Origin of the sequence: Pseudomonas sp. NBRC 111123, from assembly GCF_001320205.1 — a bacterium.
Classification (GTDB): domain Bacteria; phylum Pseudomonadota; class Gammaproteobacteria; order Pseudomonadales; family Pseudomonadaceae; genus Aquipseudomonas; species Aquipseudomonas putida_J.
Map to the genome: position 1 here is coordinate 62,255 of NZ_BCAZ01000009.1, position 26,163 is coordinate 88,417.

18 protein-coding genes and 3 pseudogenes are annotated in these 26,163 nt (G+C 63.5%); 9 read left to right on the forward strand and 12 right to left on the reverse strand.

Annotated features, from left to right (window positions below; translation table 11 throughout):
* Nucleotides 1–8 precede the first annotated feature (8 nt).
* A complete protein-coding gene (locus APH27_RS07245; RefSeq protein ID WP_060484432.1) occupies nucleotides 9–1,199 on the reverse strand; it encodes an MFS transporter in 1,191 nt (396 codons plus the stop codon).
* Between the two features lie 103 nt (nucleotides 1,200–1,302).
* The gene (locus tag APH27_RS07250) at nucleotides 1,303–1,710 is read right to left on the reverse strand and encodes a tetratricopeptide repeat protein (protein WP_256250561.1); all 408 of its coding nucleotides are present in this window, start codon (nucleotides 1,708–1,710) and stop codon (nucleotides 1,303–1,305) included.
* Nucleotides 1,711–1,822: 112 nt separating this feature from the next.
* Here APH27_RS07250 and APH27_RS25720 point away from each other — a divergent pair, with 112 nt between their 5' ends.
* On the forward strand, nucleotides 1,823–1,996 hold the full coding sequence (locus APH27_RS25720; RefSeq protein ID WP_082435044.1) for a DUF2986 domain-containing protein: 174 nt from the start codon (nucleotides 1,823–1,825) through the stop codon (nucleotides 1,994–1,996).
* A 4-nt stretch (nucleotides 1,997–2,000) separates the two neighbouring features.
* Here the strand turns inward: APH27_RS25720 and APH27_RS07255 are convergent.
* Both APH27_RS07255 and APH27_RS26565 read right to left on the reverse strand, forming a co-directional pair.
* Nucleotides 2,001–2,262 (reverse strand): annotated as a pseudogene (locus tag APH27_RS07255) (DUF3077 domain-containing protein).
* Nucleotides 2,263–2,416: 154 nt separating this feature from the next.
* Nucleotides 2,417–2,649, reverse strand: a pseudogene (locus APH27_RS26565) (hypothetical protein).
* Between the two features lie 406 nt (nucleotides 2,650–3,055).
* Here APH27_RS26565 and APH27_RS07265 point away from each other — a divergent pair.
* Nucleotides 3,056–3,385 (forward strand): hypothetical protein, encoded by a 330-nt coding sequence (locus APH27_RS07265; RefSeq protein WP_060484433.1) that lies wholly within the window; start codon nucleotides 3,056–3,058, stop codon nucleotides 3,383–3,385.
* A 72-nt stretch (nucleotides 3,386–3,457) separates the two neighbouring features.
* Here the strand turns inward: APH27_RS07265 and APH27_RS07270 are convergent.
* Nucleotides 3,458–3,819: pseudogene (locus tag APH27_RS07270) on the reverse strand (chorismate mutase).
* Nucleotides 3,820–4,049: 230 nt separating this feature from the next.
* Here APH27_RS07270 and APH27_RS07275 point away from each other — a divergent pair.
* Both APH27_RS07275 and APH27_RS07280 read left to right on the forward strand, forming a co-directional pair.
* Nucleotides 4,050–12,695 (forward strand): GH36-type glycosyl hydrolase domain-containing protein, encoded by an 8,646-nt coding sequence (locus tag APH27_RS07275; RefSeq protein ID WP_060484434.1) that lies wholly within the window; start codon nucleotides 4,050–4,052, stop codon nucleotides 12,693–12,695.
* Between the two features lie 92 nt (nucleotides 12,696–12,787).
* Nucleotides 12,788–13,507 (forward strand): Crp/Fnr family transcriptional regulator, encoded by a 720-nt coding sequence (locus APH27_RS07280; protein ID WP_256250562.1) that lies wholly within the window; start codon nucleotides 12,788–12,790, stop codon nucleotides 13,505–13,507.
* A gap of 688 nt (nucleotides 13,508–14,195) precedes the next feature.
* Here the strand turns inward: APH27_RS07280 and APH27_RS07290 are convergent.
* From APH27_RS07290 to APH27_RS07310, 5 genes are all read right to left on the reverse strand, one after another.
* On the reverse strand, nucleotides 14,196–14,813 hold the full coding sequence (locus APH27_RS07290; RefSeq protein WP_060484437.1) for an alpha/beta fold hydrolase: 618 nt from the start codon (nucleotides 14,811–14,813) through the stop codon (nucleotides 14,196–14,198).
* Between the two features lie 44 nt (nucleotides 14,814–14,857).
* The gene (locus tag APH27_RS07295; protein ID WP_027918855.1) at nucleotides 14,858–15,487 is read right to left on the reverse strand and encodes a LysE family translocator; all 630 of its coding nucleotides are present in this window, start codon (nucleotides 15,485–15,487) and stop codon (nucleotides 14,858–14,860) included.
* A 53-nt stretch (nucleotides 15,488–15,540) separates the two neighbouring features.
* Entirely contained in the window at nucleotides 15,541–15,741 is a 201-nt protein-coding gene (locus APH27_RS07300) for a DUF1289 domain-containing protein (protein WP_027918854.1), read from the reverse strand.
* Between the two features lie 187 nt (nucleotides 15,742–15,928).
* Nucleotides 15,929–18,112, reverse strand: a complete 2,184-nt coding sequence (locus tag APH27_RS07305; protein WP_371262704.1) for a methyl-accepting chemotaxis protein — start codon at nucleotides 18,110–18,112, stop codon at nucleotides 15,929–15,931.
* 109 nt (nucleotides 18,113–18,221) lie between these two features.
* A complete protein-coding gene (locus tag APH27_RS07310; protein WP_060484439.1) occupies nucleotides 18,222–19,424 on the reverse strand; it encodes an MFS transporter in 1,203 nt (400 codons plus the stop codon).
* Nucleotides 19,425–19,587: 163 nt separating this feature from the next.
* On the opposite strand from APH27_RS07310, the gene APH27_RS07315 reads away from it, so the two are divergent.
* Nucleotides 19,588–20,043 carry a GNAT family N-acetyltransferase gene (locus tag APH27_RS07315; protein ID WP_060484440.1) on the forward strand — a complete coding sequence of 152 codons (456 nt, stop codon included), beginning with the start codon at nucleotides 19,588–19,590 and terminating at the stop codon, nucleotides 20,041–20,043.
* A gap of 119 nt (nucleotides 20,044–20,162) precedes the next feature.
* On the opposite strand, the gene APH27_RS07320 is transcribed toward APH27_RS07315, so the two are convergent.
* Entirely contained in the window at nucleotides 20,163–20,909 is a 747-nt protein-coding gene (locus tag APH27_RS07320; protein WP_027918851.1) for a cache domain-containing protein, read from the reverse strand.
* Nucleotides 20,910–20,951: 42 nt separating this feature from the next.
* Nucleotides 20,952–21,701: a FadR/GntR family transcriptional regulator gene (locus APH27_RS07325; RefSeq protein ID WP_060484441.1), complete on the reverse strand. Its 750-nt coding sequence runs from the start codon at nucleotides 21,699–21,701 to the stop codon at nucleotides 20,952–20,954.
* Nucleotides 21,702–21,917: 216 nt separating this feature from the next.
* On the opposite strand from APH27_RS07325, the gene APH27_RS07330 reads away from it, so the two are divergent.
* From APH27_RS07330 to APH27_RS07345, 4 genes are all read left to right on the forward strand, one after another.
* Nucleotides 21,918–23,342, forward strand: coding sequence for a gamma-aminobutyraldehyde dehydrogenase (locus tag APH27_RS07330; RefSeq protein ID WP_060484442.1), 1,425 nt, complete (start codon nucleotides 21,918–21,920; stop codon nucleotides 23,340–23,342).
* Nucleotides 23,343–23,484: 142 nt separating this feature from the next.
* Complete coding sequence (locus tag APH27_RS07335) at nucleotides 23,485–24,090, forward strand: dimethylamine monooxygenase subunit DmmA family protein (protein WP_027918848.1); 606 nt, start codon at nucleotides 23,485–23,487, stop codon at nucleotides 24,088–24,090.
* On the forward strand, nucleotides 24,087–25,055 hold the full coding sequence (locus APH27_RS07340) for a PDR/VanB family oxidoreductase (protein WP_060484443.1): 969 nt from the start codon (nucleotides 24,087–24,089) through the stop codon (nucleotides 25,053–25,055). Before APH27_RS07335 ends, APH27_RS07340 begins: the two co-directional genes overlap by 4 nt.
* Nucleotides 25,056–25,072: 17 nt before the next feature.
* The gene (locus APH27_RS07345) at nucleotides 25,073–26,119 is read left to right on the forward strand and encodes a DUF3445 domain-containing protein (RefSeq protein WP_027918846.1); all 1,047 of its coding nucleotides are present in this window, start codon (nucleotides 25,073–25,075) and stop codon (nucleotides 26,117–26,119) included.
* Nucleotides 26,120–26,163: the final 44 nt, after the last annotated feature.

Below are 26,163 nucleotides of genomic sequence, written 5' to 3' on the forward strand. Positions count from 1 at the left end.
GCCCTGCCCTAACGCGCAGGCGCGAGGTTGCGAACGACCAGCGCCAGCAGCAGCGCGAGAACCGCCACAGCAGCGGCCACATAGCCGAGGTAGCCGATGCCCAGGCTCGACAAAGTCATGCCGCCGACGATGGCACCCACAGCAATGCCGGCATTGGCCGCCGAGACATTGCTGGTGCCCGCCAGCGCCTGTGCGTGGCTGACCGAACGCATGACGCGCACCTGGCTGACCGGGTAAAGCGCCGTATTGGCGATGCCCCACAGCCCAAGCGCAACACCGAACAACCAGCCGCCTTGAGCCAGCGCAGCGGTCGCGGCCATACCCAGGGCAAGCAGCGCGAGGAAGCCGATGGTGGCTTTGATCGGCGAATGGTCAACAGCCCTGCCCCCCATCCAGTTACCCACCAGGCCAATGGCGCCAAAGCCCATCATCCACCAGCCAACATCGGTCGGGGCCACGCCCGCGACTCGCTCGAGGATGTCGGCCAGGTAGGTGTAGGCAATGAACATGGCACTGAACACCAGCACAGAAAGCAGTATGTTGGCCAGGAAACACGGCTCCTTGAAAATCCGCGCCTGCTTGAGGAAATCCACCTTGGCCGTGCGCGCCACACTCGGCATGCAGACCCACATGGCTGCAGCCATGATCAATGAAAGCCCGGCGAGCACCCAGAACGCCCCTCTCCAGCCGATCACATTGGCCGCGACAGTCCCTAGCGGAATGCCCAGCAGCATGGCCGCCGAAATCCCCAGGTAAACCCTTGAAATAGCCTGGCCCGCCCGCAGCGGCCCGGCCAGTTGCCCAGCGGTCTCGCTGGCAGTCCCCCAGAACACCGGCAAGGCCAAGGCAGGCAGCACGCGAGCCACGGCAAGCACCCAGAAGCTGCTTGAGGCGGCGGCAACGGCGTTGGCGGCGGCGAACAGCAGCAAGATCGCGATGAACAGCTTTTTCCGCTCCAGATGCGACAGCGCCGCCGTCAGAGGCGGACCGAAAATCATCACGGTGAAGGCAAAAAGCGTCACCAGCTGCCCTGCAACGGCCATCGAAATGTCCAGTTCCCTGGCCAGCGCGGGAAGCAGGCCCACGATCAGGAACTCGGTGGTGACAATGAGAAAGGCGGAAAAGGCCAGGATCGCGATGCTGAGTCCTGCGTTTCTGGAGGTGGAAGCAACCGGTGCGGTTGTTTCGTAGGCAGACATTGGAAGGCTCCGTTCAATGGCCTTCCAGTCTATTCATTCCCAAGCATGCAATTATTGGCGAATTCTCATATATCAATGGAATTCAGTTCATCAATTACCTGCATCATCGAGCCACTGGAATCAGGCCGGAACCCCGGGCCTTCTGCGCGGCCTGGATCAGCTGATAGTTGCGATTGCGCAGCGCGATGTTGCTGCCAACGCGCTGGTTGGAGCGCACGGCCAGCACTTCAGCTTGGTCATACTGCCCCTGTTCCAGGCGCAGCACGCCCAGGTAGTGCAGCGTGGCGGGGTTGTTCGGCTGAATCTGCAGGGCACGTTCCAGCGTGGCGGCGGCCTGGTCCAGCTTGCCTGCTTCATACTGGCGCGAGGCGGCCTCGATCAGCTGGATCGAGGCTTTGTTGCTGCGCGCTGGCGCCGAATATGGACCCGCCAGCACGCCTTGGCAGGCGACGGCGCTGAACAACAGGAACAATGCTGACAGCAGACGCGGGCTTGGCATGAAGGTGGGCACTCAACAGGGTCCGGGAAGCTTGGTGAATTCGGCGAGAGGCTACAGACCGGGCCCGCTGCACGAAGTTCCCGGGGTACAATGCGCGACCTAGGTTGCACTTCAGAGATGGACAATGAACCGCCAGAAAAAACTCAAACAGCTGCTCAAGGCCCACCAGAAAAAGGCCAATGCCAAGCTGGCACCCAAGAGCAACAAACCCAAGTACATCAGCAAGGCCGACCGGCTGAAGCTTGAAGCCGAGGCGAATGTCGCTGCCGGCACCGATATGCCAGACCTGAGGCCTTAGCGGTTCATTGCGTCATGCCCAGCTCGGCATCGTCCATCAACGCATTGGCCATTGCGCTCTGGTAGTGCGAGGCTCAGATCATCATCGGCTTCTCGTCCATCAGCCCGAGGACGGTCAGTTCCCGCACATAGCCCGTCAGCTCCGAGGCTTGCTCGCGGGCGTCGCGGCACGGGATGCCGGGCTCGATGCGGAACAATGGGTGGGTCTGGTTATCACCTTCAGCAGGTGGTCTTGCCGACGGTGCATGGGGTGTTGTCTGTAGTCACTGTTCAATCTCCTTGAAATTTCTATTGCCTGATCTGGCCTCTTCGCGGGCAAGCCCGCTCCCACAGAGATCACAACAGGCCTGAAGGCTTGCGCAGCACCTGTGGGAGCGGGCTTGCCCGCGAAGAGGACCGAGCCGCCAGCACCACCTGAGCCTTAGTGCCATGTCCGAGGCCCGGTGGGCATCTGCACCTGGATAAGCGCTGATTCGAGCAAAGCCCGCAGCGCCTCCATCTCATGCATCGAAGCCATCATCATCGACGCTGGTGACGTGGGCTGCAGCAGCAATGCCTGATGCACCACGGTCGTCGCGCACAGGGCGTAGCCTGGATCAGGGTGTCTTCGAGGGAATGAATATCGTGGGGTGGATCGGGGGCAATCTTCAGCATATGTATACCGCTGTCGATGAGGCCGACACCCATCGCTGTCACACAATGGGGTGGCAGCTGTGCATGGGTTGACAGACCGGTCGACAGAGATGCAAACCCGGCGCACACAAAGGTGCCCCACGCACAGCCACCATAGAGGTAAGCCCTACCTTCACTGTCGAATACAGCCTGTCAAAGCCGTGTCGCTGATGAGCATCGACAGGCCGAGACTAGAGCGGTGCCCAAGCGGCCGCAACGAAAAAAGGCGGGAAGCGTATCGATGGGAAATGCACAACAACTAAGGGGCAAAATCAGATTTTTTTCAAACAGTATGTATAATCCCGCGTCGCCATTCGCACCCCGTGCGAACGCCCAAGGACCGGCGCCATGACCCGCGCTTGTTAAAAACACCCGATAAGGACATCCCATGCGTCAATTCAAACTCGTGCTCGCTGCGTTGCCATTCTGTGTACTGGCCGGCTGCGGCAACGATGCCCTGGAAGGCACCTATGAACAAACCACGACGGTGATGGGTATCCAGGGCCCGAAACAGAAGATCGAGTTCTCCAGCGACTACATCATCGCCAACGGCAGCAAGATCAAGGTCGATGAGTGGGAGCGCACGGATGATGTGGTCGTCGCGCGCAACAAGGATGGCCAGGCATTGATCAACGTACGCGTGCTGGACGGCGGCAAGCGCCTGGAAGCCGTTGGCGGCAGTGACTTCGCCAAGAATGTGTTTGTACGGGTCGACTGATCAAAAAGCAAAGCGCCCCGACCCGCTATCGGGTTGAGGCGCTACCCCGCGTGGCGCCTATCTCGACATCCTTCAAGCGCCTGAGGCCTCTTGGGTCAGCTTGGCGTGAGTATTCAGCGCTTCGGCAATGAACGCCGAGATCATGGCCCGGTAGACCTGTTCCATAACCGCTGCCGAAGCTCCCGCCTCTTCGGGCAATCCACGCACCTTTCGATGACCTGCTCGACCCGCGCAGGTGCACGCACGTCATCATTGGTTTTCTTGAAGCTCGCAGCCTGCGTCACCCGCTTGCCACGCTGGGCGAGCAGTGAAACCAGGCTCTGGTCGATGGCATCGATGCGCTGCCGGACTTCATCCAGAGAGGTGCAAGGTACATCCCTTTTCTTGAATTCCTTTTCATGTGCTTGAGTTGGATCGTATCCGCAATGGGTCATGACCGCCAGAAGCGACCGGCTCAATTCGACCAGTTCTCAGGAGGGGACAGGGTCAGCTCGTGAACGGCGTTCTTCGAACGCGCGCAGGTAATCGCATTGGATGTCTAAAACGGTGCATGACGTCACCTTGGGCGCCGGTCCGATGCGAGTCTGTTCGCTACCGTACAGACGCTGCTTAACGAGCGCCGCAGACTGGCAGCTGAAAGGCTAGATCGGCAAATCAGCACACCATGGACAATCCTTGGCTCAACACACTCGCCTCCCTACGTCGCCTGTACGCACATGCCGTGCGTTGGCACTCACCCCCTGATACCTTCACCTATGAAAGCCTGCTGCGCTCGGAGCTGTACAACGCCGACCAGATGGCCGAGCACGGTCTCTGGCTGGCCCATCATCATCGCTTGAGCCGACTGCCGGCGGACGACACGCTGCTCGACCGCCTGGCCGATAACGAGCGCATGCTCTGCGCCAGTTGCACTGCCCTGGCCGGCGCCCTGCCCAGCTCGCGTCCGGCATTGCCCGCTGCGCAGTGGTTGCTCGACAACTTCTACCTGGTCGAAACCCAGATCCGTATTGCCAAACGCCACCTGCCAGCCGACTACAGCCTGCAGCTGCCAAGGCTGGACAACGGCCCCTCCAGCGGCCTGCCCCGTGTCTACGACATTGCGCTTGAGACTATTTCCCATGGTGACGGGCGGATCGACGCCGAAAGCCTCAGCCGTTTCGTCGTGGCCTATCAACAGGCCGCTACCCTGACCCTGGGAGAACTCTGGGCGATCCCGATCATGCTACGCCTGGCCCTGATCGAGAACCTGCGGCGGGTGGCGGCGCGGGTCATGGCAAACTGGGCTGACCGCGACCTGGCCAATTTCTGGGCCGATCGGCTTGGCGAAACCGCCGAGCGCGATGCCAAGAGCGTGGTGCTGGTGGTCGCCGACATGGCCCGCTCGGATCCGCCGATGACCGCCGCCTTTGTCGCCGAGCTGGCCAGGAGGCTGCAGGGCCACAGCGCTTCACTGACCCAGCCGCTGCTGTGGGTGGAGCAGATGCTCAGCGAGTCGGCGCTGAGCATCGAGCGCCATGTGCAGCTCGATGCACAGCAGCAGGCCATCGATCAGGTGTCCATCAGTAACAGCATCGGCAGCCTGCGACTGCTGTCGACCATCGACTGGCGACTGTTCGTCGAGCACCTGAGCCATGTAGAGCAGACGCTGTGCCGCGACCCGGCCACCGTCTACCCAGCCATGGACTTCACCAGCCGTGACCATTACCGGCACGTTGTCGAACGCCTGGCACGCCACTGCGCCTTGAGCGAAGCCGCCGTGGCACGCACGGCCATCGAACTGGCTGAGGCTTCCGGGGCCGCCCCCGGTGAGGAGGCCGAACATGTGGGGTTTTACCTGGCAGGTGCCGGGCTGCCGTTGCTGGAGCAGCGTCTCGCTGCGCGGGTGCCGCTGGCCGAGCGCTGGCAGCGCCTGTTGCACCGGGCACCGCTAGCGTTCTATCTGGTGCCTGTGGCGCTGCTGTGCTGCCTGTTTGCGTGGGGTTTCATACGCGCCATCGACTTGGAGGGGTGGCCCATCGCGGTGCTCGCTGGCATGGCCGTGCCGATACTGCTGAGCACCAGCCGCCTGGCCATCGGCCTGGTGAACTGGCTGGTGACCCTGACCGTCAAACCGTCCTTCTTGCCGCGGTTGGACTACTCCGTCGGCATTCCCGCAGAGGCCCGCACATTGGTGGTGGTGCCAACCCTGCTGGCCACTGCCGACGATGTCGAGGAACTGCTCGAAGGTCTGGAGGTACGCTTCCTGGCTAACCGTGACGAGCACCTGCACTTCGCCCTGCTCAGCGACTTCATGGATGCCCGCGAGCAGACACGGCCCGAAGACGAAGCACTGCTCGAACTCGCCAGCAAAGGCATCCAGGCGCTCAATCACAAGTATCCAGGCCCTGGCAGCGAGCGCTTTTTTCTGTTTCACCGGCCACGCATATGGAACAACGCAGAAGGCTGCTGGATGGGGCGCGAGCGCAAACGCGGCAAGCTCGCCGAGCTGAACGCGGTGTTGCGCGGCCACGGCCATGAGTGCTTCATGCGCATCGTCGGCAACCTGCAAACCCTTGGCCACGTGCGCTATGTCATCACCCTGGACACCGATACCCAGTTGCCTCGCGGTGCCGCCCATCAATTTGTCGGTGCCATGCAGCACCCGCTGAACCGCCCGCGCTTCGACGCACATACCGGTCGTATCCAGGCAGGTTATGCAATCTTGCAACCGAGGGTGGGCATCAGCCTGCCGAGTGTGTCGCGCTCGCGTTATGCGCGGCTGTTTGGCAGCGACGCCGGAGTCGACCCCTACACACAGGCTGTTTCGGATGTCTACCAGGACCTCTTTCTCAGCGGCTCTTTCATCGGCAAAGGCATCTATGCGGTGGATGCCTTCGAGCAGGCCCTGGAGGGCCGCTTGACCGACAATCGCATACTGAGCCATGACCTGATCGAGGGTTGCTACGCTCACTCAGGGCTGCTCAGTGATGTGCAATTGTTCGAAGCCTACCCGGCCCGCTACAGCGCCGACAGCAAACGCCACCACCGCTGGATACGCGGCGACTGGCAACTGCTGCCGTGGCTGCTGCCGTGGCTGCGCACTGGCACTCAAGGTCTGGCGCAAAGTTCGCTCAGCGCCCTGTCGCGCTGGAAGATTTTCGACAACCTGCGCCGCAGCCTGGAGCCGGCGGCGCTACTGACCCTGCTGCTGTGGGGCTGGTTGGCGAGTGCCACGCCACTTGCCTGGACGCTATCGCTACTGGCGTTGCTGCTGACGCGCCCACTGCTCGACTCTCTGCTCGAAGTGCTGGGCAAGACCACCGATGTACCCGTTTCAGAACACCTGCTGGCAGCTTTGCACACATCTGGCACCTACTTCTTGCGTACCGGTCTGTCACTGGCCTGGTTACCCTTCGAGGCCTACTTCAGCCTCGACGCAATCCTGCGCACCCTGTGGAGGCTCGTGGTCAGTAAAAGGCGCCTGCTGCAGTGGAACCCCTCGCGCGAAGACGAACGCATTAGCGCCGACACGCTACAGGCAATGTACCGTGAGCAATGGGGGCAACCGGTTTTGGTGCTGCTGCTGGGCGGTACGTTGGCGATGCAGCCAGTGATACTGCTGATGGCATCGCCGGTCCTTGCCTTTTGGCTGCTCGGCCCGGCGCTGGCCTGGTGGCTCAGCCGCCCGAACAGCCGGGCCGAGTTAATGCCAGGGGCTGAAGACCTGGCATTCCTGCATCGACTGGCCCGCGCCAATTGGGCCTTCTTCGACAGCCACGTCGGCCCTGCCGACAACTGGCTACCGCCCGACAACATTCAGGAGTCACCCTTCGCCAGCATCGCTCATCGCACCTCGCCGACCAACATGGGCATGGCCCTGCTCTCGCACCTGGCGGCCCATGACTTTGGCTACCTCAGTGCCGGTCGTCTGTTCGAACGCCTGGCCCAGATGCTCGACAGCATCGGCCGCCTGGAGCGCTTCAGAGGGCACTTCTACAACTGGTACGACACCCAGACCCTCAAGCCGCTGTCGCCGCTCTATATCTCCAGCGTGGACAGCGGCAACCTGGCCGCCCTGTTGCTGACACTCAGGCCCGGGCTCCTTGAAATGCCCGAGACGCCGGTGCTTGACCGGCGCCTGACCCAAGGTTTGCTCGACACCTTTGACACGCTGCTGGACGTCTGCCCCAGCACAAGCTGTGACGCCCCACCGATCAAGGCAATGCGCGAACAGGTGTGGCAGGCCCACGTGCAGGCCAGCAACGTACCGGCCGCACTGCTGCCCATGCTGGTCGAACAGCTGCAGGCGCTGATCACGCAACCGGCTGCCATTGCCCCAGGGGCGCAAGCGGCTGACGATTGTGCATTCTGGCTAAATGCCCTGTATGAACAATGCCTGGACCTGAGCGGCGAATTGCAGCAACTGCACCTGCCGCCTGGCAACGATCAGCAGCCCCCGGCCCCGCTTAGCTGGCGCCATCTGGCACAGCTGGACGCAGAGCAGTGGCCGCAGCCCGAGCGACTTGCAGTGGCCAACGTCAGGGCACTTGCCCGCCAGCGCATCGCCCAGGCGCACGCCCTGGCCAGCCGCATTGAAGCCCTGGCCGACATGGACTTCACCTTCCTTTACGACAACCAACGCAACCTGTTCTCCATCGGCTACAACGCCGACGAGCATCGCCTGGATGCCGCGTTCTACGACCTGCTGGCATCAGAGATGCGCCTGACCAACTTCGTGGTCATCGCACAGGGCCAGGTGCCCCAGGACAGCTGGTTCGCACTGGGCCGGCTGCTCACCAGCAATGCCGGCGTGCCTGTGCTGCTGTCCTGGTCCGGCTCGATGTTCGAGTACCTGATGCCGTTGCTGGTGATGCCGAACTATGAAGGTACACTGCTCGACCAGACCTGCCAGGCCGCTGTCAATCGCCAGATCGAACACGGCAAGCAGACTGGCCTGCCGTGGGGCGTCTCGGAGTCGGCCTACAATGCGCTGGACGCGCACTTCAACTACCAGTACCGGGCGTTCGGCGTTCCGGGGCTTGGCCTCAAGCGCGGCCTGGGTGAAGACCGGGTGGTGGCCCCATACGCCAGCGCGCTGGCCTTGATGGTGGCGCCCTCTGCCGCCCGCCGTAACCTGCAACGGCTGGCCACGCTCGGTCTGGCTGGCCGCTTCGGGCTCTACGAAGCCGTGGACTACAGCGAGGCACGCCTGCCGCCCGGGCAGGACGCCGTGATCGTCCGCTCCTTCATGGCCCACCACCAGGGCATGAGTTTCCTGGCGCTGACCGCTGTACTGCTGAACAAGCCCATGCAACGGCGTTTTGCATCCGACCCACAGTTCCAGGCCAGCATGCTGCTTTTGCAGGAGCGCGTACCGAAAACGGCTGCCCCGTACCTGCATACCCTCCAGGCCCCGCCCTTGGAGGCCGCCGAGCGCGCCGCCGAGATACGCCTGCGGGTGTTCGGCGAGCCAAACCGGCGCCACCCGGCCGTGCAGCTGCTGTCCAACGGGCGCTATCACGTCATGGTCAATCACGTGGGCAGTGGCTACAGTCAGCGCAATTCACTGGCAGTCACTCGCTGGCACGAAGACACCAGCTGCAATGACCTGGGCAGCTTCTGCTACCTGCGCGATGTTGCCAGTGGCGTTTACTGGTCCACCACCTACCAGCCGACGCGGCACCGCGCGAAAGTGCAGGAGGCGATCTTCAGCGACGGCCGCGCGGAGTTTCGCGTGCGCGAGCGCGACTTCGACTGCCACACCGAAATTGCCGTGTCGCCCGAGGACGACATCGAGCTGCGCCGCCTGCACCTGACCAACCATGGCGACCAGCCCCGCACCCTTGAGCTGACCAGCTACGCCGAAGTGGTGCTGGCACCGGCCTTGAGCGATGCCATGCACCCGGCCTTCAGCAAGCTGTTCATCCAGACCGAACTGATCCGCCCGCTGCAAGCGATTCTCTGCACGCGGCGGCCGCGCTCGCAACACGACCCCGTGCCGTGGATGTGCCACGTGCTGGCAGTGCACGGCGCCGACATCGATGCGCTGTCCTACGAAACCGACCGGGCCCGCTTCATCGGGCGTGGGCGCACGCTGGCAAGGCCGGCAGCGCTGGACCGCAGCACCGAGGTATTGTCCGGCAGCGCAGGGGCCGTGCTGGACCCGATCGTGGCCATCCGCTGCCGCATCACCTTGATGCCCGGCCATGCGGCCACGGTCGATCTGGTCACCGGCGTGGCCGACAGCCGCGACGCCTGCCTGCAACAGGTCGCCAAGTACCGCGACCGACACTTGGCTGACCGGGTGTTCGACCTCGCCTGGCCACACAGCCAGGTGCTGCTGCACCAGCTCAACGGCTCGCTGGCCGACGCCCGGCTGTTCGAGCAGATGGCCGCCTCGGTGCTCTACCCCAATGCCAGCCTGCGCGCCAGCGGAGCGCTGCTGGCCAGCAACCGGCGCAGCCAGTCCGGCCTTTGGGGCCAGGGCTTGTCCGGTGACCTGCCGATCGTGTTGGTGCAGATCGGCGACCCGGCCAACATCCATCTGGTCAAGCAGATGGTGCTGGCCCATGCCTACTGGCGCCAGAAAGGGCTGGCACTCGACCTGGTGATCTGGAACGAGGACCAGGTGGGCTACCGCCAGCAGTTGCAGGAACTGATCATGGGGATCGTCGCCTCCGGCAGCGAAGCCGCCCTGCTCGACCGCCCTGGCGGCATCTTCGTAAGCCCTGCGCAGCAACTGTCCGCCGAGGATCGGCTGCTGACCCTGTCGGTAGCGCGGCTGGTGCTCGACGACAGCCTCGGTACGCTGGCCGAGCAACTGCACCTGCGGCGCCAGCCGCCGGTTCCCCCAGCCCTCCAGGCCAGTGCGCCCAAACCCAGGCCCTCACTCGCCAGCCCTTTGTCAGCGGAGCAGACGGCGCTGATGCTGGGCAATCCTTATGGCGGGTTCAGCGCCGATGGCCGCGAATACGTCATCCCGTTGCTTCCCGGCACACCGCCGCCGGCACCGTGGGTCAACATCCTGGCCAATCCGCAGTTCGGCTGCGTGGTCTCCGAGGCTGGCAGCGCCTACACCTGGTACGAGAACGCCCACGAGTACCGGTTGACGCCCTGGCATAACGACCCGGTTGCCGACCCCAGTGGCGAAGCCTTCTACCTGCGCGACGAAGACAGCGGCGAGTACTGGTCGCCGACCCCGCAGCCCTGCCCGGGCCCTGGCCGTTACCGCACCCGCCATGGCTTTGGCTACAGTGTGTTCGAGTACGCCGAAGCCGGACTGCATACGGAGCTCTGGGTGCATGTTGCACTGGATGCCCCAGTCAAGTTCAGCCGGCTCAAGGTGCACAACACCTCAGCCCGTGTGCGACGGTTGTCTGTCACCTGCTTCGCCGAGTGGGTGCTAGGCGACCTGCGCAGTAGAACCGCCATGCATGTGGTAAGTGAGACTGACCCGGTCAGCGGCGCACTGTTTGCCCGTAACAGTTTCGCAGTGGATTTTTCCACCCAGGTGGCGTTTCTCGACTGCGACTTGCCCGTGCAGGGCCAGACCTGTGATCGCAGCGAGTTCCTGGGACCCAACGGCGATTACCAGGCACCCTTGGGCATGCGCCAGACGCGGCTGTCGGGACGCACGGGCGGTGGCCTGGACCCGTGCGCGGCGCTGCAGGTGGCGCTGCAGCTGGAGCCTGGCGAAAGCCGTGAAGTGGTGTTTCGCCTGGGCGCCGCCAAGGACGCCAGCGCTGCGACCCGCTGCGTCCAGCAATATCGTGGCGTGCAAGCCGCCAAGGACACCCTCGACAAGGTCTGCGGCTACTGGCGACAGACACTGGAAGCCGTGCAGATCGAGACGCCGGAACCCGCGCTCGATGTGCTGGCCAACGGCTGGTTGATGTACCAGGTGATCGCCTGCCGGTTCTGGGCGCGCAGCGGCTACTACCAGTCCGGAGGCGCCATCGGTTTTCGCGACCAGCTGCAGGACAGCATGGCCATGGTCCATGCAGCCCCAATGGCGGCGCGCCAACACCTCCTGACCTGCGCCGCGCACCAGTATGCCGAAGGTGATGTGCAGCACTGGTGGCACCCACCGCTGCAGCGAGGCGTGCGTACCCGCTGCTCGGACGACCTGCTGTGGCTGCCACTGGCAGCCAGCCGCTACGTGGAAGTCACTGGGGACTACAGCGTGCTCGACGAGCCGGTCGGTTATCTGCAGGGGCGTGTACTCAACACCGGCGAAGAGTCCTACTACGATATGCCCACCCACTCGGAGCGGGTCGAGAGCCTTTACCAGCATTGCCAGCGCGCCCTCACCCATGCTCTGCAGTGCGGGGCTCACGGCTTGCCATTGATGGGCAGCGGCGACTGGAATGACGGCATGAACCGGGTCGGCGAACAAGGAAAAGGCGAAAGCGTATGGCTGGGCTTCTTCGGCCACGAGGTGCTGCGGGCTTTCGGCAGCGTCGCCCTGCGACACGGCGACAGTGGCTTTGCGCTGCAGTGCGCCAACCAGGCCGGCGCACTCGCGCAAGCACTGGAGGCACATGCCTGGGATGGCGGCTGGTATCGTCGCGCCTGGTTCGACGATGGCCAGGTGCTGGGTTCAGCGAGCAACCAGGAATGCCGAATCGACTCGCTAGCGCAAAGCTGGGCCGTGCTGTCCGGGGTCGCCTCGCCCGAACGTGCCCGCCAGGCCATGGCCGCACTGGACAGTCACCTTGTACGCCGCGACATCGGCATCGTCAAACTGCTCGACCCGCCCTTCGACCAAGGTGACCTGGACCCTGGCTACATCAAAGGCTACCTGCCAGGCGTGCGTGAAAACGGCGGGCAGTATACCCATGCGGCCATCTGGGCAAGCATGGCCCATGCTCGCCTGGGCGATACCCATGAAGCCTGGGAACTGCTGCGCCTGATCAACCCGGTACGTCAGGGCTGCAGCGCGTTGATCGACACCTACAAGGTCGAGCCCTATGTCATGGCCGCCGATGTCTACGCCGTTGCGCCCCACGCCGGGCGGGGTGGCTGGAGCTGGTACAGCGGATCTGCCGGCTGGATGTACCGGTTGATCATCGAGAGCCTGCTAGGACTGAAACGCGATGGCGAAACCCTGCGCCTGCAGCCTTTGTTGCCGGCGGGCTGGCCGGGGTATGTCCTGCATTACCGTTTTGGCAGCACCCGGTACCGCATCGAGGTGCGCAACGGCACTTGCGGCGAACTGGCCCTGAGCCTTGACGGCGAGGCGCTTCCCGAAGCCTGGCTGCAGCTGGAGGACGACGGGCGCCTGCACCACGTCATCGCCCAGTGCCAGATCTGCGCCTTGCCCATCAACTGAACCGTTGGGCGAGCAACGGCCTGACGGACGCAAGACCAAGCCTGACTAGGCTAATCTTGTTCCGACACCCGTTGCCGTCAATGGTCCCACGTATGCACCGCGCGCCTCCCCGCTTGCAGAACCACTTGCTGGCTGCACTTTCGGCAGAAACGTTCAGCCGGCTGGAGCCGCACCTGGAGCGCGTGAACCTGCCCCTGGGCAAGGCTCTGTACGAGTCCGGCGACACCCTGCGACACGTGCACTTCCCGGCCGATGCGATCGTTTCATTGCTGTATGTAATGGAAAACGGCGCATCAGCCGAAATCTCGGTAGTGGGTAACGAGGGGCTGGTGGGCATCGCCGTGTTCATGGGCGGAGAAAGCACACCCAGCCGGGCCATCGTGCAAAGTGCAGGACATGCCTACCGCCTACCCGTGCAGAAGCTCAAGGACGAATTCAACCGCCATGGCGAGATGATGATGTTGATGCTGCGCTACACCCAGGCACTGATTACCCAGATGGCACAAACGGCAGTGTGCAACCGCCATCACTCTATCGACCAGCAATTGTGCCGCTGGTTACTGCTGTCGCTCGACCGCCTGCCAGGCGATCGCCTGTGCATGACCCAGGAGCTGATCGCCAACATGCTGGGAGTGCGCCGCGAGGGCGTGACCGATGCTGCAGGCAAGCTGCAGCGTCTTGGGGTGATCGAGTACAACCGCGGGCAGATCAAAGTGCTCGACAGGGCACGCTTGGAGCTGCTGAGTTGCGAATGTTACGCCGTGGTAAAGAAAGAGACCGAACGACTGCTGCCCTACATGCCAGTGCCTTGAGTCAGCACAAGGTGCTATGTCCGGGCTGGCGAAGCAGCGCATCAGCCATGCTGTCAGATGCCGACCTGTAAATTACTCCAATGGGCGCTTGTGATAGCTATAGCGCTCGGCATTGGAGGCCCGCGATGGGTCCGGCGGCCCCTGCCTCTGCTCGCGACGAAAGGGGCGCTTTTCGATGTAGTCATCGCGATCCTCGGGGAGCGTTTTTTTCCCCTCGCCACCTTGGCCCTGCGACGAACCGTCGCTTTTGGCTGGGCTACCCAACCGATTATTGTCTAACCCATATCTGTCTCTGGTCATACACACCTCTGGATGCTCAGAATTTCTGAGCTACATCGAGTGTGCGCCCACGCTGACCAGAGAAGTTTTATATCAGACCGCCGGGCCCCATCGACCATTCAGGCATGGTTATATCGGCGTGAAGGAGTGCCGCATGAATAAAAGGGGACTTTTCTCCAGAAGCCGGCACCGCGGTGGATGGCACCGGCTGTGACGGTGTTCGCGGCGGTGCGGCGATCCGACAAGCCCGCTCTCACAGGTCCGTGCAAACCAGCCTGTCATGTGCCGTGCTGTGAGAGCAGGGCCGCTTTGCGGCCCATCGCCGGCAAGCCCGGCTCCCAGGGAGGGTGCAGATCTGAAGGCCGGTGATATCCCTGTGGGGGCCGGCTGCCACAACCGAAGCCTTCGATCAGGCATACAAAAACAGATGCTCGTCAATCAACCGAGCAACTTCGATGGCGTGGCTGTTACCCAGGTCATGCCCGGCTTCGGGGAACACCTCCAGCCTTGCCCCGGGTATCAGTTGCGCCAGCCGCTTGCCAACAGCGACCGGGCTGATCGGGTCGGCGTCCCCCCACAACAGCAGTACCGGCATTCTCAATTCGTGCAGGCGGGCCGAGAGGTCGGTGCGGTCATCCAGGAACCAGCGAGGCAGGTTCGGGTTCTGGGTCTCGAACTCAGCACGCCAGTCCTCGGCGCCGGAGTCAGCGAGGTTCACGCCTCCTGAAGTGACGGTCAGGATCAGATGGGTGATCAGTTCAGGTCGCTTTAGCGCCATGTGCACGGCAACGACGCCGCCCATGGACTGCGCCACCAAGGCGGTGGGGCCGTCGAGTTCGGCGAGTGCCAGGGCGGCCAGGTGCTCAAGGCAGGTGATGTCCGGGTTGGGCGGCGTCTCACCGAAGCCGGGCCAGCCCCTATGCTGGGTAATGGCAGGCGTTTTGAGGGCATCGGCGACGGGGTGCCAGAACCGGGTGTTGCCGGAGGCGCCAGGCAGGAACAGGATTTTTTCAGCGGCAATCTTCATGGCTCAGTCCTTGAGTCAGTGTCGAAACATCGTGGGTTAACGGGTTACTGCCGGCGCATCGTGAGAATCGCCGCACCAAAGCCGATGAAGGTAGTCCCTACAACCCGGCTCACCCAGCGCGACAGCGCCGGCCGGGTCAGCACACCCTTGGCCCGTGCGGCCAGCGCGGCATACAAGCTCAGCGATGTCAGCGACAACGCCACGAAGATCCCGGTCAGGGTCAGGAACTGCGGCAGCAGCGCCGCCCCCTGGTCGATGAACTGCGGGAACAGTGCAGTGAAAAACATCGTCGCCTTGGGGTTGGTGACAGCGGTCAGGAACGCAGACTTGTACAACTTCAACGGGGTCGGCCTGCTGACCTTCGCCGCCGTCTGATCCACCAGCATCGGGCCTTTCTTGAGCAACTGACGGGCACCGAGGTAGAACAGGTAGCCGGCACCGATCAGCTTGACCGCGTTGAACAGCACCTCAGAACTGGCCAGCAAGGCCCCGAGCCCGAGCATGGCTGCCGCCGACAGGCAAAACAGCCCCGTGCCATTACCCAGCGACGACCATACGGTGCTGCGCTGGCCATGGTTGAGGCTGTTGTTGATGGCCATCAAGGTGGCAGGCCCGGGGCTTGCGATAGCGATGGCAGCGACCAGGGTAAAGGCGAGTAGCGAGTGGGTTTCCATGGGGCAGGCTCAGGCACGGTGCGGAGCCAGCATCTTACACAAGCGCAGCAGCTTCAGTCGCTGCCCTGGCGCTTGGCGTTCTTCTTGGTGATTGCCTTCATCCGTGTAGCTGCGCGTTGCACGGTGGCCATCTTCTCCGGGCGCTTCATGCCACGCCACTTGCGGATTTCTTCACGGGTACGGCCGCAGCTTGTGCACAACTCGCTATTGAGCTGGCAAAGCGAGACGCAGGGGTTTTCGATGTCTTTGGCCATGGCGGGCTCCAATCACGGCCGCGGATCATACCCTGTGGGAGCGGCCTTGCCGGGGCGCCGGACCGGTCGGAAAGGGCTGCGCAGCGGCCCCGGCAATCTATGGTGTTCCATAGATCCTGGGGCCGCTGCGCAGCCCTTTCCGACCGGTCCGGCGCCCCGGCAAGGCCGCTACACCGACCGTGCACATTCAGGCGGCAGCGCGCTCGCACTTGCTGCTGACCTCGAACTGTCCCACCAGCTTCTGCAGCTTGCTGGCATTGACCTTCACCGTCTCGGCACTGCTTTGCAACACCACGGCCGTCTGGCGCATCTCGCTGGAGGACTGGTTGACCTGCTCGATGGTCTTGCCATATGCCAGGCTGCGCTGGTTGAGCTGCTGGATGATTGCGAACATCGCCTCCACTGCCTGATGCAGCTGCACGTTCTCCGAAGAGGCGTCCTCGGCCAGGCGCAGGCTGTGATCGACGTCCTGTACCCCCTCCTCCATGAAGCTTACGGCTTGCTGTGTTTCGTTCTGCAGGCCTTCGACCATGTGCCGGATGTCATCGGCAGCACGCGAGGTGCGCGCGGCCAGGCTACGCACCTCATCGGCCACCACCGCAAAGCCACGCCCGTGTTCCCCGGCCCGCGCAGCCTCGATGGCGGCATTGAGGGCCAGCAGGTTGGTCTGGTTGGTGATGTCGCTGATCAGCCCGGTGATGTTGCCGATCTGGCCCATGCGGCTGTCGAGCAACTGCACACTCGACGACGAACGCGCCACCACGTCGCGAATCGACTGGGTGCCAGTCTGCACCGCCAGGAACTGCTCACGGGCGCGGCTGACCACCTCGTCCATGGCCTGTTTCATCTGCTCGGCGCTGACCGAAGCCTGCTGCAGCTCGCCCAGTTGCTCTTCCATGATGATCATCATCTGGTGCACCGCATCGGCCACGTCGGCGCAAGTCCCGCTCGCTTCCTGGCTGCGGCCCAGCATGGTCTGGTTGGTGGCGCCAACCGTGCGGCTGGCCTTGACCACCTGCCCGACCACCGCGTCCAGGCGGTCGATGAAACTGTTGATCCAGCGAGCCATGTCGCCACTTTCGTCATTGGCCAGGGCGTTGATGTCCAGGCGCTGACGCAGGTTGCCTTCCCCCTCGGCAATGGTACGCAGCACCGCGCTCATGCCGTTCAGGCGTGCGGCCAACGGTTTGGGCCCGAGCACGCTGAACAGCAGCGTTGCAGCGACCATGCAGAGCGCCTCGACGGCGTCGTTCAGCCCTTGTGGCAAGCCGGCATAGTGCTGCACAAGATAGTTGCAGCCGAACAGCCCGGCCATGGTTGCTACATAGGGTTTCATCAGCCCGTAGCTGAGCGAGCGGCGGCGGTAGACTTCTTCCAGGTCAGCTTCGCACATCATCCCCCAGCGGTCTGGCGAGCCGGGCAACTGGAAGGTGACGCCCTTGCCGATCACCGGCACATGGCGATAGTCCGAGTAGCCTGGGTAGGTCACGAACAGGTTGGCGCCACTACGGATGGTTTCCCGCACGCCAGGGTGTAGCTCGCGTGTCGATGGGTCGGTGAAGCGCAGCTCCAGCTCGGTGTGGCGCTGGATCTGCACCGTGGTCCAGGGCGTGTGCACGCCGCCCTTGAGGTTCTCGCCATGGGTGAAGGTGCCATCCTCGAACCGCGAACGGGACAAGGCCGTGCCGGGCTGGATGGTGCGGTCGAAGTGTGACTGCGCCATGAACAGGTAGTTGTCGCCAGATTCGGCAAAGATATGCCCGGCCTCACGCTGGATCAGGTCACCCAGCACATCGTTGGGCACCCGGCCACAGAGGCAGCCGACGGCTTTGCCATTGTGTTTCAGCGGCTGGTAGAACATCAGCGTCACTTCATCGTGGAAACGCGACGATGACGGGCCGATCTGCAGGGTCAGCGGGTCGCTATAGGGGCCGTGCAGGAACGGCGCCTCGAGGCCCTGGGCCAAAGCCTGCATCTGATCGATCCGCGCGTTGCCCCGCTGTGCCCAGGTAGAGACGATGACATTGCCGGCGGTGTCGATCACGCACAGCTCGGAAAAATCTTCAGCCTGGGCCAGCTTGTCGAGCAACAACGGCCGGTCGACCTCGGTGCCGCCGGGAGCCAAATGTTCCGCCAATTCAGCCAGATGCTCCCACTGCTCGCGGGCCCAGTTGTGCAGCAACTGCACGCGGGTCTGGGCAATGGCTTCAAAGGTTTGCTCGACCACCGGGTAGTTAGCGCGATTGAGGTGGCAGGCCCAGCCCATGCTGAACTTGCCGGTCTTGCCAAACCAGGGCAACCACCCCTTTTCACGCGATGACAACTGCATGGAACTGCTTGAAAGCGACATCATTTTCACCATACGCGACATCGGAATAGCAAAGTGACAGCAAGTTGCACGCCAACTCGTATGCAAGCTAACTATTCGCGCTGTCCAGCGTTCGACGCGCCCCGCAAGCGCACCGGCACAGTGCGCCTGCTCAGATGCGCCCCATAACAGGGCGATTGCTCCAGCGCCGCCAGACCAAGCGCCCGAAGGTGATCGACCAATTGGCCAGGGCAATCACCAACAGCAGTTGCAGCAGCGCGGGCAGGCCTGCGTGGACGATGACCTTGCCGGCCAGCAGCGGAAACCCGAACACGCCGACAAAATAGGCCAGGCTGAACAGTACAAGCGACTGCGCGGTCTGCCCGGTGGGTGCTTCGTTGGCCGCAAGGCCGTTGATCACCGAATAAGTCAGGCCATAGCCGACACCCAGTACCACCGCCGCCAGCACGTAGGCCGCCGCGCTGTCGACGCCATACATGAACATCAGCACCGACACCACCATCAACGCGGTCAGCAGGCAGGCCATGCGGTACGGGTCACGCTTGACGATGAAACCGGCAATCAGCAGCCGGCACGAAATGGCGGCCGACATGAAACCGAGGAAAAACAGCGAGTAGTCCAGTTGCCTGGCGTTGGCGTACGTGGTCTGGAAGCTCGACAACCCACCGAAGATCGCGCCGCCCAGGCCAACCATGAGGATGGCGAAGGCCGCCTTGGAGGACAGCACCGAACGCGCAGCGGTCGGGGTGATCTTGCACACGGCAACGGCGCCGCTTTGCAGCCGCTGCATGCGCGGCCCCATCAGCAGGAACAGCGCGCCACCCAGCAGGCTCGCCCCGGCAGCAACGACGAAGGCCGCCTCCACCGGATAACCCAATGCCTGCGCTGCGCGCCCCAGCAGCGGCCCGGTGCCGATGCCGGTCATCATGCTGCCCGAGAGCAAGGCAAAGTATTTGACCCGTCGGGCTGGCTCGATCAGCATCGCCACGATGATCGGCCCCAGCGTGTAGAACAGGCCCCAGCCAACGCCCAGCAGCAGGCCACACAGCAGAATCGCCGCGCCGAACCCAGGTGCGGCGGCAAAGCCCAGGCAGGCCGCAGCAAGAAACAGCGCGCCACCGGCCACTGCCTTGGGCGCGCCGATCAGGTCGGTCAGGTGCCCGGAGAAGATCACGGCAAGGAAGGTGCTGAGCATCGCGGCAGCTATCACCGAGCCGGCATCGGCTTCGCTGGCACCGTGTGCGCGCAGCGTCATCGCCAGCAGGAAGGTGATGCCGTAAGACAGCGAAAGCAGGTAGCTGCTCAGGCAGAAGGTGGCGAACAGGCCGTTGGCAGGTGGGTGGTTCGAGGACATCAGGTATTCCGCTTTTTTATTGATCTGGTTCAGGGCCGATTTCTATCAAGGCGTATTGGCCGCTTGGGTATGAAAGCAGCGGAGTAAAGCGTTGCAGACTCATAACTATTGGCCCTGCAGGCTAGCGCAGATTAAGCTCAGGCAAACTTCCGAAGGCCGCATCTTGCACTCACCCATCATCCTTCGCAGGGCCGATTTCGCTGATGTCGAAGCCATCACCGAGCTGGTTCGGGCGGCCTACTCGCCCTACATCGCGCGCATCGGCAAGCCGCCGGCACCGATGCTGGATGACTATCGCCAGGTAGTAGCTGATGCCGAGGTGCATGTGGCGCTGAAAGGTGCGCGCATTGCCGGTGTGCTGGTGCTGGAGCGTGAGGGCGACGAGATGCTGCTGGCCAATATCGCGGTGTTGCCCGAGTGCAAGGGCCAAGGGATCGGCAAGATGCTGATGCAGCTGAGTGAAACCCGCACGCGCCAGGCTGGGTGCAGCGCGGTCAGGCTCTATACCCACGAGCGGATGACCGAAAATATCGAGATTTATCGCAAGCTGGGTTATGTCGAGACTCACCGGGCCGAGGAGCAGGGGTTTTCCCGAGTGTTCATGCGCAAGGCGCTGTAAACGTGCGCCGGCCTCTTCGCGGGTAAACCCGCTCCCACAAAAAAATGTTGCTCCCACAGGGTCATCACAATCCCTGTGGGAGCGGGCTTGCCCGCGAAGAGGCCAGAGCAGTCAATCCGTTACTTGCGCCTGAGCACCGGCAACCGCACCAGCGACCACCCCGCCTCGGATTCGGCCAGCGCCAGGCGAATGCCATCGCGCGGCAAGGTGTTCAACAGGGTCTGGGCCAGGTCACCGACCATCCAGTTCGCTGTGTTCGAGGCAATCACCCGCCCGTCCGCCGAGATCAGCACTGCCTCGTGCTCCAGGCGCATCAGGCTGCGCACCAGCAGGCGTTCGACATTGTGCAACGACAGGTCCAGCCCGGCCACGCCGATGAACCGGCCCTGCACCTCGATCGGCATGGTGAAGGTCAGCACATACATGTTGGTGCCGTACAGGTCCACATACGGCCCTTCGACCACACTCTTGCCGGTCTTCATCGGCCGGCTGTACCAGGGCATTTCGGTGTAGTCGTAGTAGTTTTCGCGGCGCCGGTCGAAGTTCGGGCGCAGCGGCAGGGTCTTGCCGCCGTCGGCCAGGTACCACCATTCAAGGTGCATCTCGCGGTCGGCCAGGCCATTGGGCTCGACGATGATGCCGCCGCCACAGCCAAAGGCACCGGTGGTCAGCAACTGCTGGTCGATGGCCGGGCGCAGGGTCGCCAGGTCCTTGGCACTTGGCTGGCGGCCTTCGGCCAATACCCGCTCCCATAACGCTCGGGTTTCTTCCACAAGCTGGCGGACCTGGCCGAAGATGGTCCCCAGGGTGTGGTCCAGCTGCTGGGCACAGGCTGACAGCGGGTCGTTGTCGCTCAGGGCAAACATGGCATTACCTCACGCAGGTACAGCTTTGTTGTTATGCACGGCTCAATCCTGCTCGTCGGCCAGCAGCTCCAGGCGCAGGCTGATCAGGCGCTTGATGCCACGGCTGACGTGGGCTTCGGCCAAAGCGCCGGCCAGCACTGCATCCCCGGCGACCAACGCTTCGAGAATCGCCCGGTGCTCGTGCTCGACCACGGTCACATCACCACCGCCAGCGGCCTCCATCCACAGCAGCTCGCCGACCTCCGACTGCAGGCGCATTTCCGCGCTGGTCAGGCGCAGCGACTGGGCGGCGGCGGCCACTTCGATATGAAAGCGCGCATCGGCGCGGTGGCGGGCCAGGCGCGAACTGGCCTGGCTGAGGGTTTCGATATGCTGGGCGATGCGCGCCTGCTGCTCCGGCGAGCTGCGCTTGGCGGCCAGGCGCGCCGCCGTACCGGAAATTGCGGTCTGTTCATCGCCCAGGTCACGCAGGTCGGGGCCGCTCATGTCACGCAGGCGTTGCAGCAGCAGCGCCTCGGGCAGCTCCACTGGAGCGCAGACAAAGCTGCCGCCATTGCGCCCGCGGCGGGTCTCGATCAAGCCACGCTGGCGCAGCACCACCAGCGCTTCGCGCAAGGTCACCGTGGCGACGCCCAATTGCAGGGCCAGTTCCGATTCGCTGGGCAGTTGCTGCCCTTCAGCGAACATCCCCAGCTCGATCGCCTCCACCAGGCGGCGTGCCACTTCATCGGTCCGCCCTTCCTGGCGCAACCGGATGAAGGCGGTGTTACGAGCACTATTCAGGGCAGTCATTGCCTCTCCCTATCGAGCATTGCAAGGCTTGGCGCGGACCTCGGCTAAAAGGTTCAGTTCCGCATCTTATAGCGAACGGGCCAGCGCCCGATACCGATTGACGAGCCATTCTACCGCCTGGAAGTGGGTTTTCGCAGTGGTTGGCAAACTAAAAATATTAAGATATGGTTTCATAGGTTTAGATTTCTACCAATAAGACCGACCAAGGAATCCGCCATGCAAACCAAACTCTTGATCAACGGCCAGTTGGTCGACGGGCAAGGCAGCCCGTACGCCGTGTACAACCCGTCCGCAGGCACGGTGCTGGTGAATATCGCCGAAGCCAGCGCTGCCCAGGTCGATGCCGCAGTGCAGGCCGCCGACCAGGCTTTCGCCGGCTGGTCGCAGACCGCGCCCAAGGATCGCGCCCAGTTGCTGCTCAAGCTGGCCGACCGCATCGAAGCCGAAGCCGCCAACCTCGCCCGCCTGGAGTCGCAGAACTGCGGCAAGCCTTACCTGGCGGCACTGAATGACGAAATCCCCGCCATTGCCGACGTGTTCCGCTTCTTTGCCGGCGCCAGCCGTTGCCTGTCGGGCGCGGCCGGTGGCGAGTACCTGCCGGGCCACACCTCGATGATCCGCCGCGACCCACTGGGCGTGGTCGCCTCCATCGCGCCGTGGAACTACCCGCTGATGATGGTCGCCTGGAAGCTCGCCCCTGCGCTGGCCGCCGGCAACTGCGTGGTGCTCAAGCCCTCCGAGCAAACCCCGCTGACCGCCCTGGCGCTGGGCGAGATCATGGCCGAGCTGTTCCCCGCCGGCGTGATCAACATCCTGTTCGGCCGCGGCCCGAGCGTTGGCGAGCCACTGGTCAACCACCCCAAGGTGCGCCTGGTGTCACTGACCGGCTCCGTGGCCACCGGTGCACGCATCATCGCCAGCACCGCCAGCAGCGTGAAGCGCACCCACATGGAACTGGGTGGCAAGGCGCCAGTGCTGATCTTCGATGACGCCGATATCGATGCTGCAGTCGAGGGTATCCGTGCGTTCGGTTTCTACAACGCAGGCCAGGACTGCACTGCGGCCTGCCGCCTGTATGTGCAGCAAGGCGTCTACGAGCAGTTTGTCAGCAAGCTGGGCGAGGCCGTGGCCAGCCTGCGCATGGGCCTTCAGGACGACCCGCACACCGAACTCGGCCCACTGATCACCCGCGAGCACCTTGAGCGAGTCGAAGGGTTCGTCGAACGCGCCAAGGCCCAGCCGCACATCCGCCTGGTCACCGGTGGCCAACGGGGTGCAGGCGACGGCTTCTTCTTCGAGCCGACCGTACTGGCCGATGCCCGCCAGGACGACGAGATCGTTCAGCGCGAAGTGTTTGGCCCGGTGGTCAGCATCACCCCGTTTACCGACGAAGCCCAGGCCCTGGCTTACGCCAACGACTCTGACTACGGCCTCGCCTCTTCGGTATGGACCCGCGACGTCGGCCGCGCCAACCGCCTGGCTGCGCGCCTGCAGTATGGCTGCACCTGGGTCAACACGCACTTCATGCTGGTCAGCGAAATGCCCCACGGCGGCATGAAGCAGTCGGGCTACGGCAAGGACATGTCCATGTACGGCCTGGAAGACTACACCTGCGTGCGCCACGTGATGTTCAAGCACTGATTGTCGACTTTGGTCATAAAACATATAAAACCATAGGCAATATGGCATGGGTTCTGCTTTCACCCGTGCCCGAGCCTGAAATCAGCCCTCAACGTTACCTTCCGGCACAAGCCGGGGTATCGGGCTTACGAGGTGTGTCACCATGCTTATCACCGGCATCAAAAGCCGCCCGGTCTATGACCAGTTGCGGCCCATGGCAGGCGGCCTGCGCCACCTGATCGCGGGCCAGGGCAGCGGCGGCGCGGCCATGCTGCGCCTGGTCGCGGACATGTCCCCCGCGCAGCGCGCGCACAGCACCCTGCTCTACTCCACCGAGTCGTTCTCCGGTCACGACCACCTGCAGGCCCTGCAAGCCGCACAAGCGGCCGGGCTCGAAGTGTTCCCCAGCAACCAGGCGCTGATCGCCGCCCTGCGCGAACGGCTGGGCCAGGCCCACATGGGTACTCGCCTGTACCTCAGTGGCTCGGAAAGCTTCATCGGCACCGCCATGCAGGCCGCCAATGCGGTCGACCTGAACCGCGATGAAGTCCTGCGCGAACACAGCGGCACCTTGGTCCGCCGTGTGTGGTGCGCACACTGCGACACCTACACCGAAAACGTCACCCAGCGGGTGTTCAGCTGCCCCGGTTGCCAGCTTGACCTGGTGGTGCGCGACCACTATTCCCGCCGTCTGGCTGCCTTCCAGGGCATCAAGGCCGATGGCGAAGTCCCGGGCGAACTGCCAGCAGCCGAGGAACTCGACACATGAACACCCACAACGGCACCCTCAGTGTGCGCGTCGCCCGCATCGAAGCGCTCACTCCGGAAATTACCCGTTTCACCCTGCTCGACCCGGCCGGCAAGCACCTGCCGGCGTTTTCCGGCGGCAGCCACGTGGTGGTGGTCCTCGAAGACGGTGACAAGACCCACCGCAACGCCTACTCCCTGATGAGCTCGCCCTACGACTCCAGCGCCTACCAGATCGCCGTGCGCCGGGTCAGCGAGGGCCGGGGCGGCTCGCGCTACCTGCATGACCAGGTAGCTGAAGGCGACCTGTTGCAGATCCTGCAGCCAGCCAACCTGTTCCCGCTGGCCAAGCATGCCCGCCAGCACGTGTTCATCGCGGGTGGCGTGGGCATTACCCCGGTCTATTCGCAGCTGGAAGAACTGCAGCTCAAGCAGGCCACCTTCGAGCTGCACCTGGCCGTGCGCGGCCCCGAACACACCGCCCTGGGCCTGGAGCTGCAGGCACGTTACGGCGAGCGTGTGCACCTGTACGTGCAAGGCGTCGATGCGCGCATGGACATCCGCCACATCCTCGAAGACCGCCCGCTGGGCAGCCATGTGTATGTCTGCGGCCCGGACAGCATGATCGACGACACCCTCGACAGCGCCCACGCGCTGGGCTGGACCGACAGCCACATTCACTACGAACGCTTCGTCGAACAAGGTTCCAGCGGCCAGCCATTCAGCGTCACCCTGGCGCGCCAGGGCGTCACCCTCGAAGTGCCGGCCGAACAGTCGCTGCTCGAAGCCGCCGAGCAGGCAGGCTACAAGGTGCCTTACCTGTGCCGCGGCGGTGCCTGCGGCTACTGCGAGACCGAAGTACTGGACGTCGATGGCGAGCTCGACCATCGCGATGACTGGCTCAGCGAGGAAGACAAGCTGAGCAAGCGCAAATTCATGCCCTGCGTATCCCGCGCCAATTGCAGCCGCCTGGTCGTAGACCTCTGAGACAGGAAAACAACAACATGACCGTATTCAAGCCGATCGAGACCTACGCCGACGCAGGCCAGGGCCACACCTACAGCAACAGCCGCGAAGCCGTGCTGCGCCTGCCCTTCCCTTATCCGGAAGACCAGTACATGTACTCGATGAATGTCGAGCCACACGTGCCGTTCGGTACTGGCGCGCTGCGTGGGCAGTTCGACATCGACGAACACTACATCTCCGAGTGCCACCACCGTGCGCACACCCTCGACAGCCAGCCGGGTGTGCACTACGCCGCCCTGCCGCACATGATGGAAGCCCAGTGGGACCTACTGGAGCTGCTGATGGAGTCGTATTCGCGCGACTACCCCGAGCACTTCACCCTGGAGAAGAACGGTAGCCAGTGGCACTGGATCAACCGCCCGCTGCAGATCGACCAGACCTTCACCTTCGGCGACGCCAGCACCCTGCCGATGGAGCCGATGGAGTACATCACCCGCCAGGCCCAGGGCGAGTTCATTCTTCTTGAGGAGCGTGACGACACCCTGGTGATGGGCGCGGGCATGGCCACCCAGCGTGCCGACTACTCGCTGCGTTTCAACCTCGGCATGAGCTTCATGGAGTTCCACGGCCCGGTACCCAAGCTGCATGAAATGGGCATCCTGCAGCGGGCGTTGAAGTTCCTCCTGCGCCTGCGCCCTGGCCACCCGGTGCGCCGCACCAACTGGTCGATCACCGTCAACCCGCGCCTGGAAACCTCTGCCGAAACCCTGCCCGACTGGGCCCCGGAGCGCACCACCGTGACTGCCGAAAACGCCGGCGAACTGGTCAACCTGCGCATCGAGCTGCAACCCCTGCACCGCTTGCCACGCAGCAACGCCGTACTGTTCCCGGTGCGCACCTACCTGGTCAGCCTGCAGGAACTGGCCGAATTCGCCCCGCAATGGGCCAAGCGCATGCACCGGGTTATCCGCGACCTGGACCAGCAACTGGTCGACTACAAGGGCTTCACCCGTTACCGCGATGCCATGGTCAGCTGGCTGTCGCAGTACGACGACGGCACCCCGGTCGACGAAAGCCAGCAGTAACCCGTACCCTGCGCGCGCCAACCAACGGCGCGCGTCTACCCAAC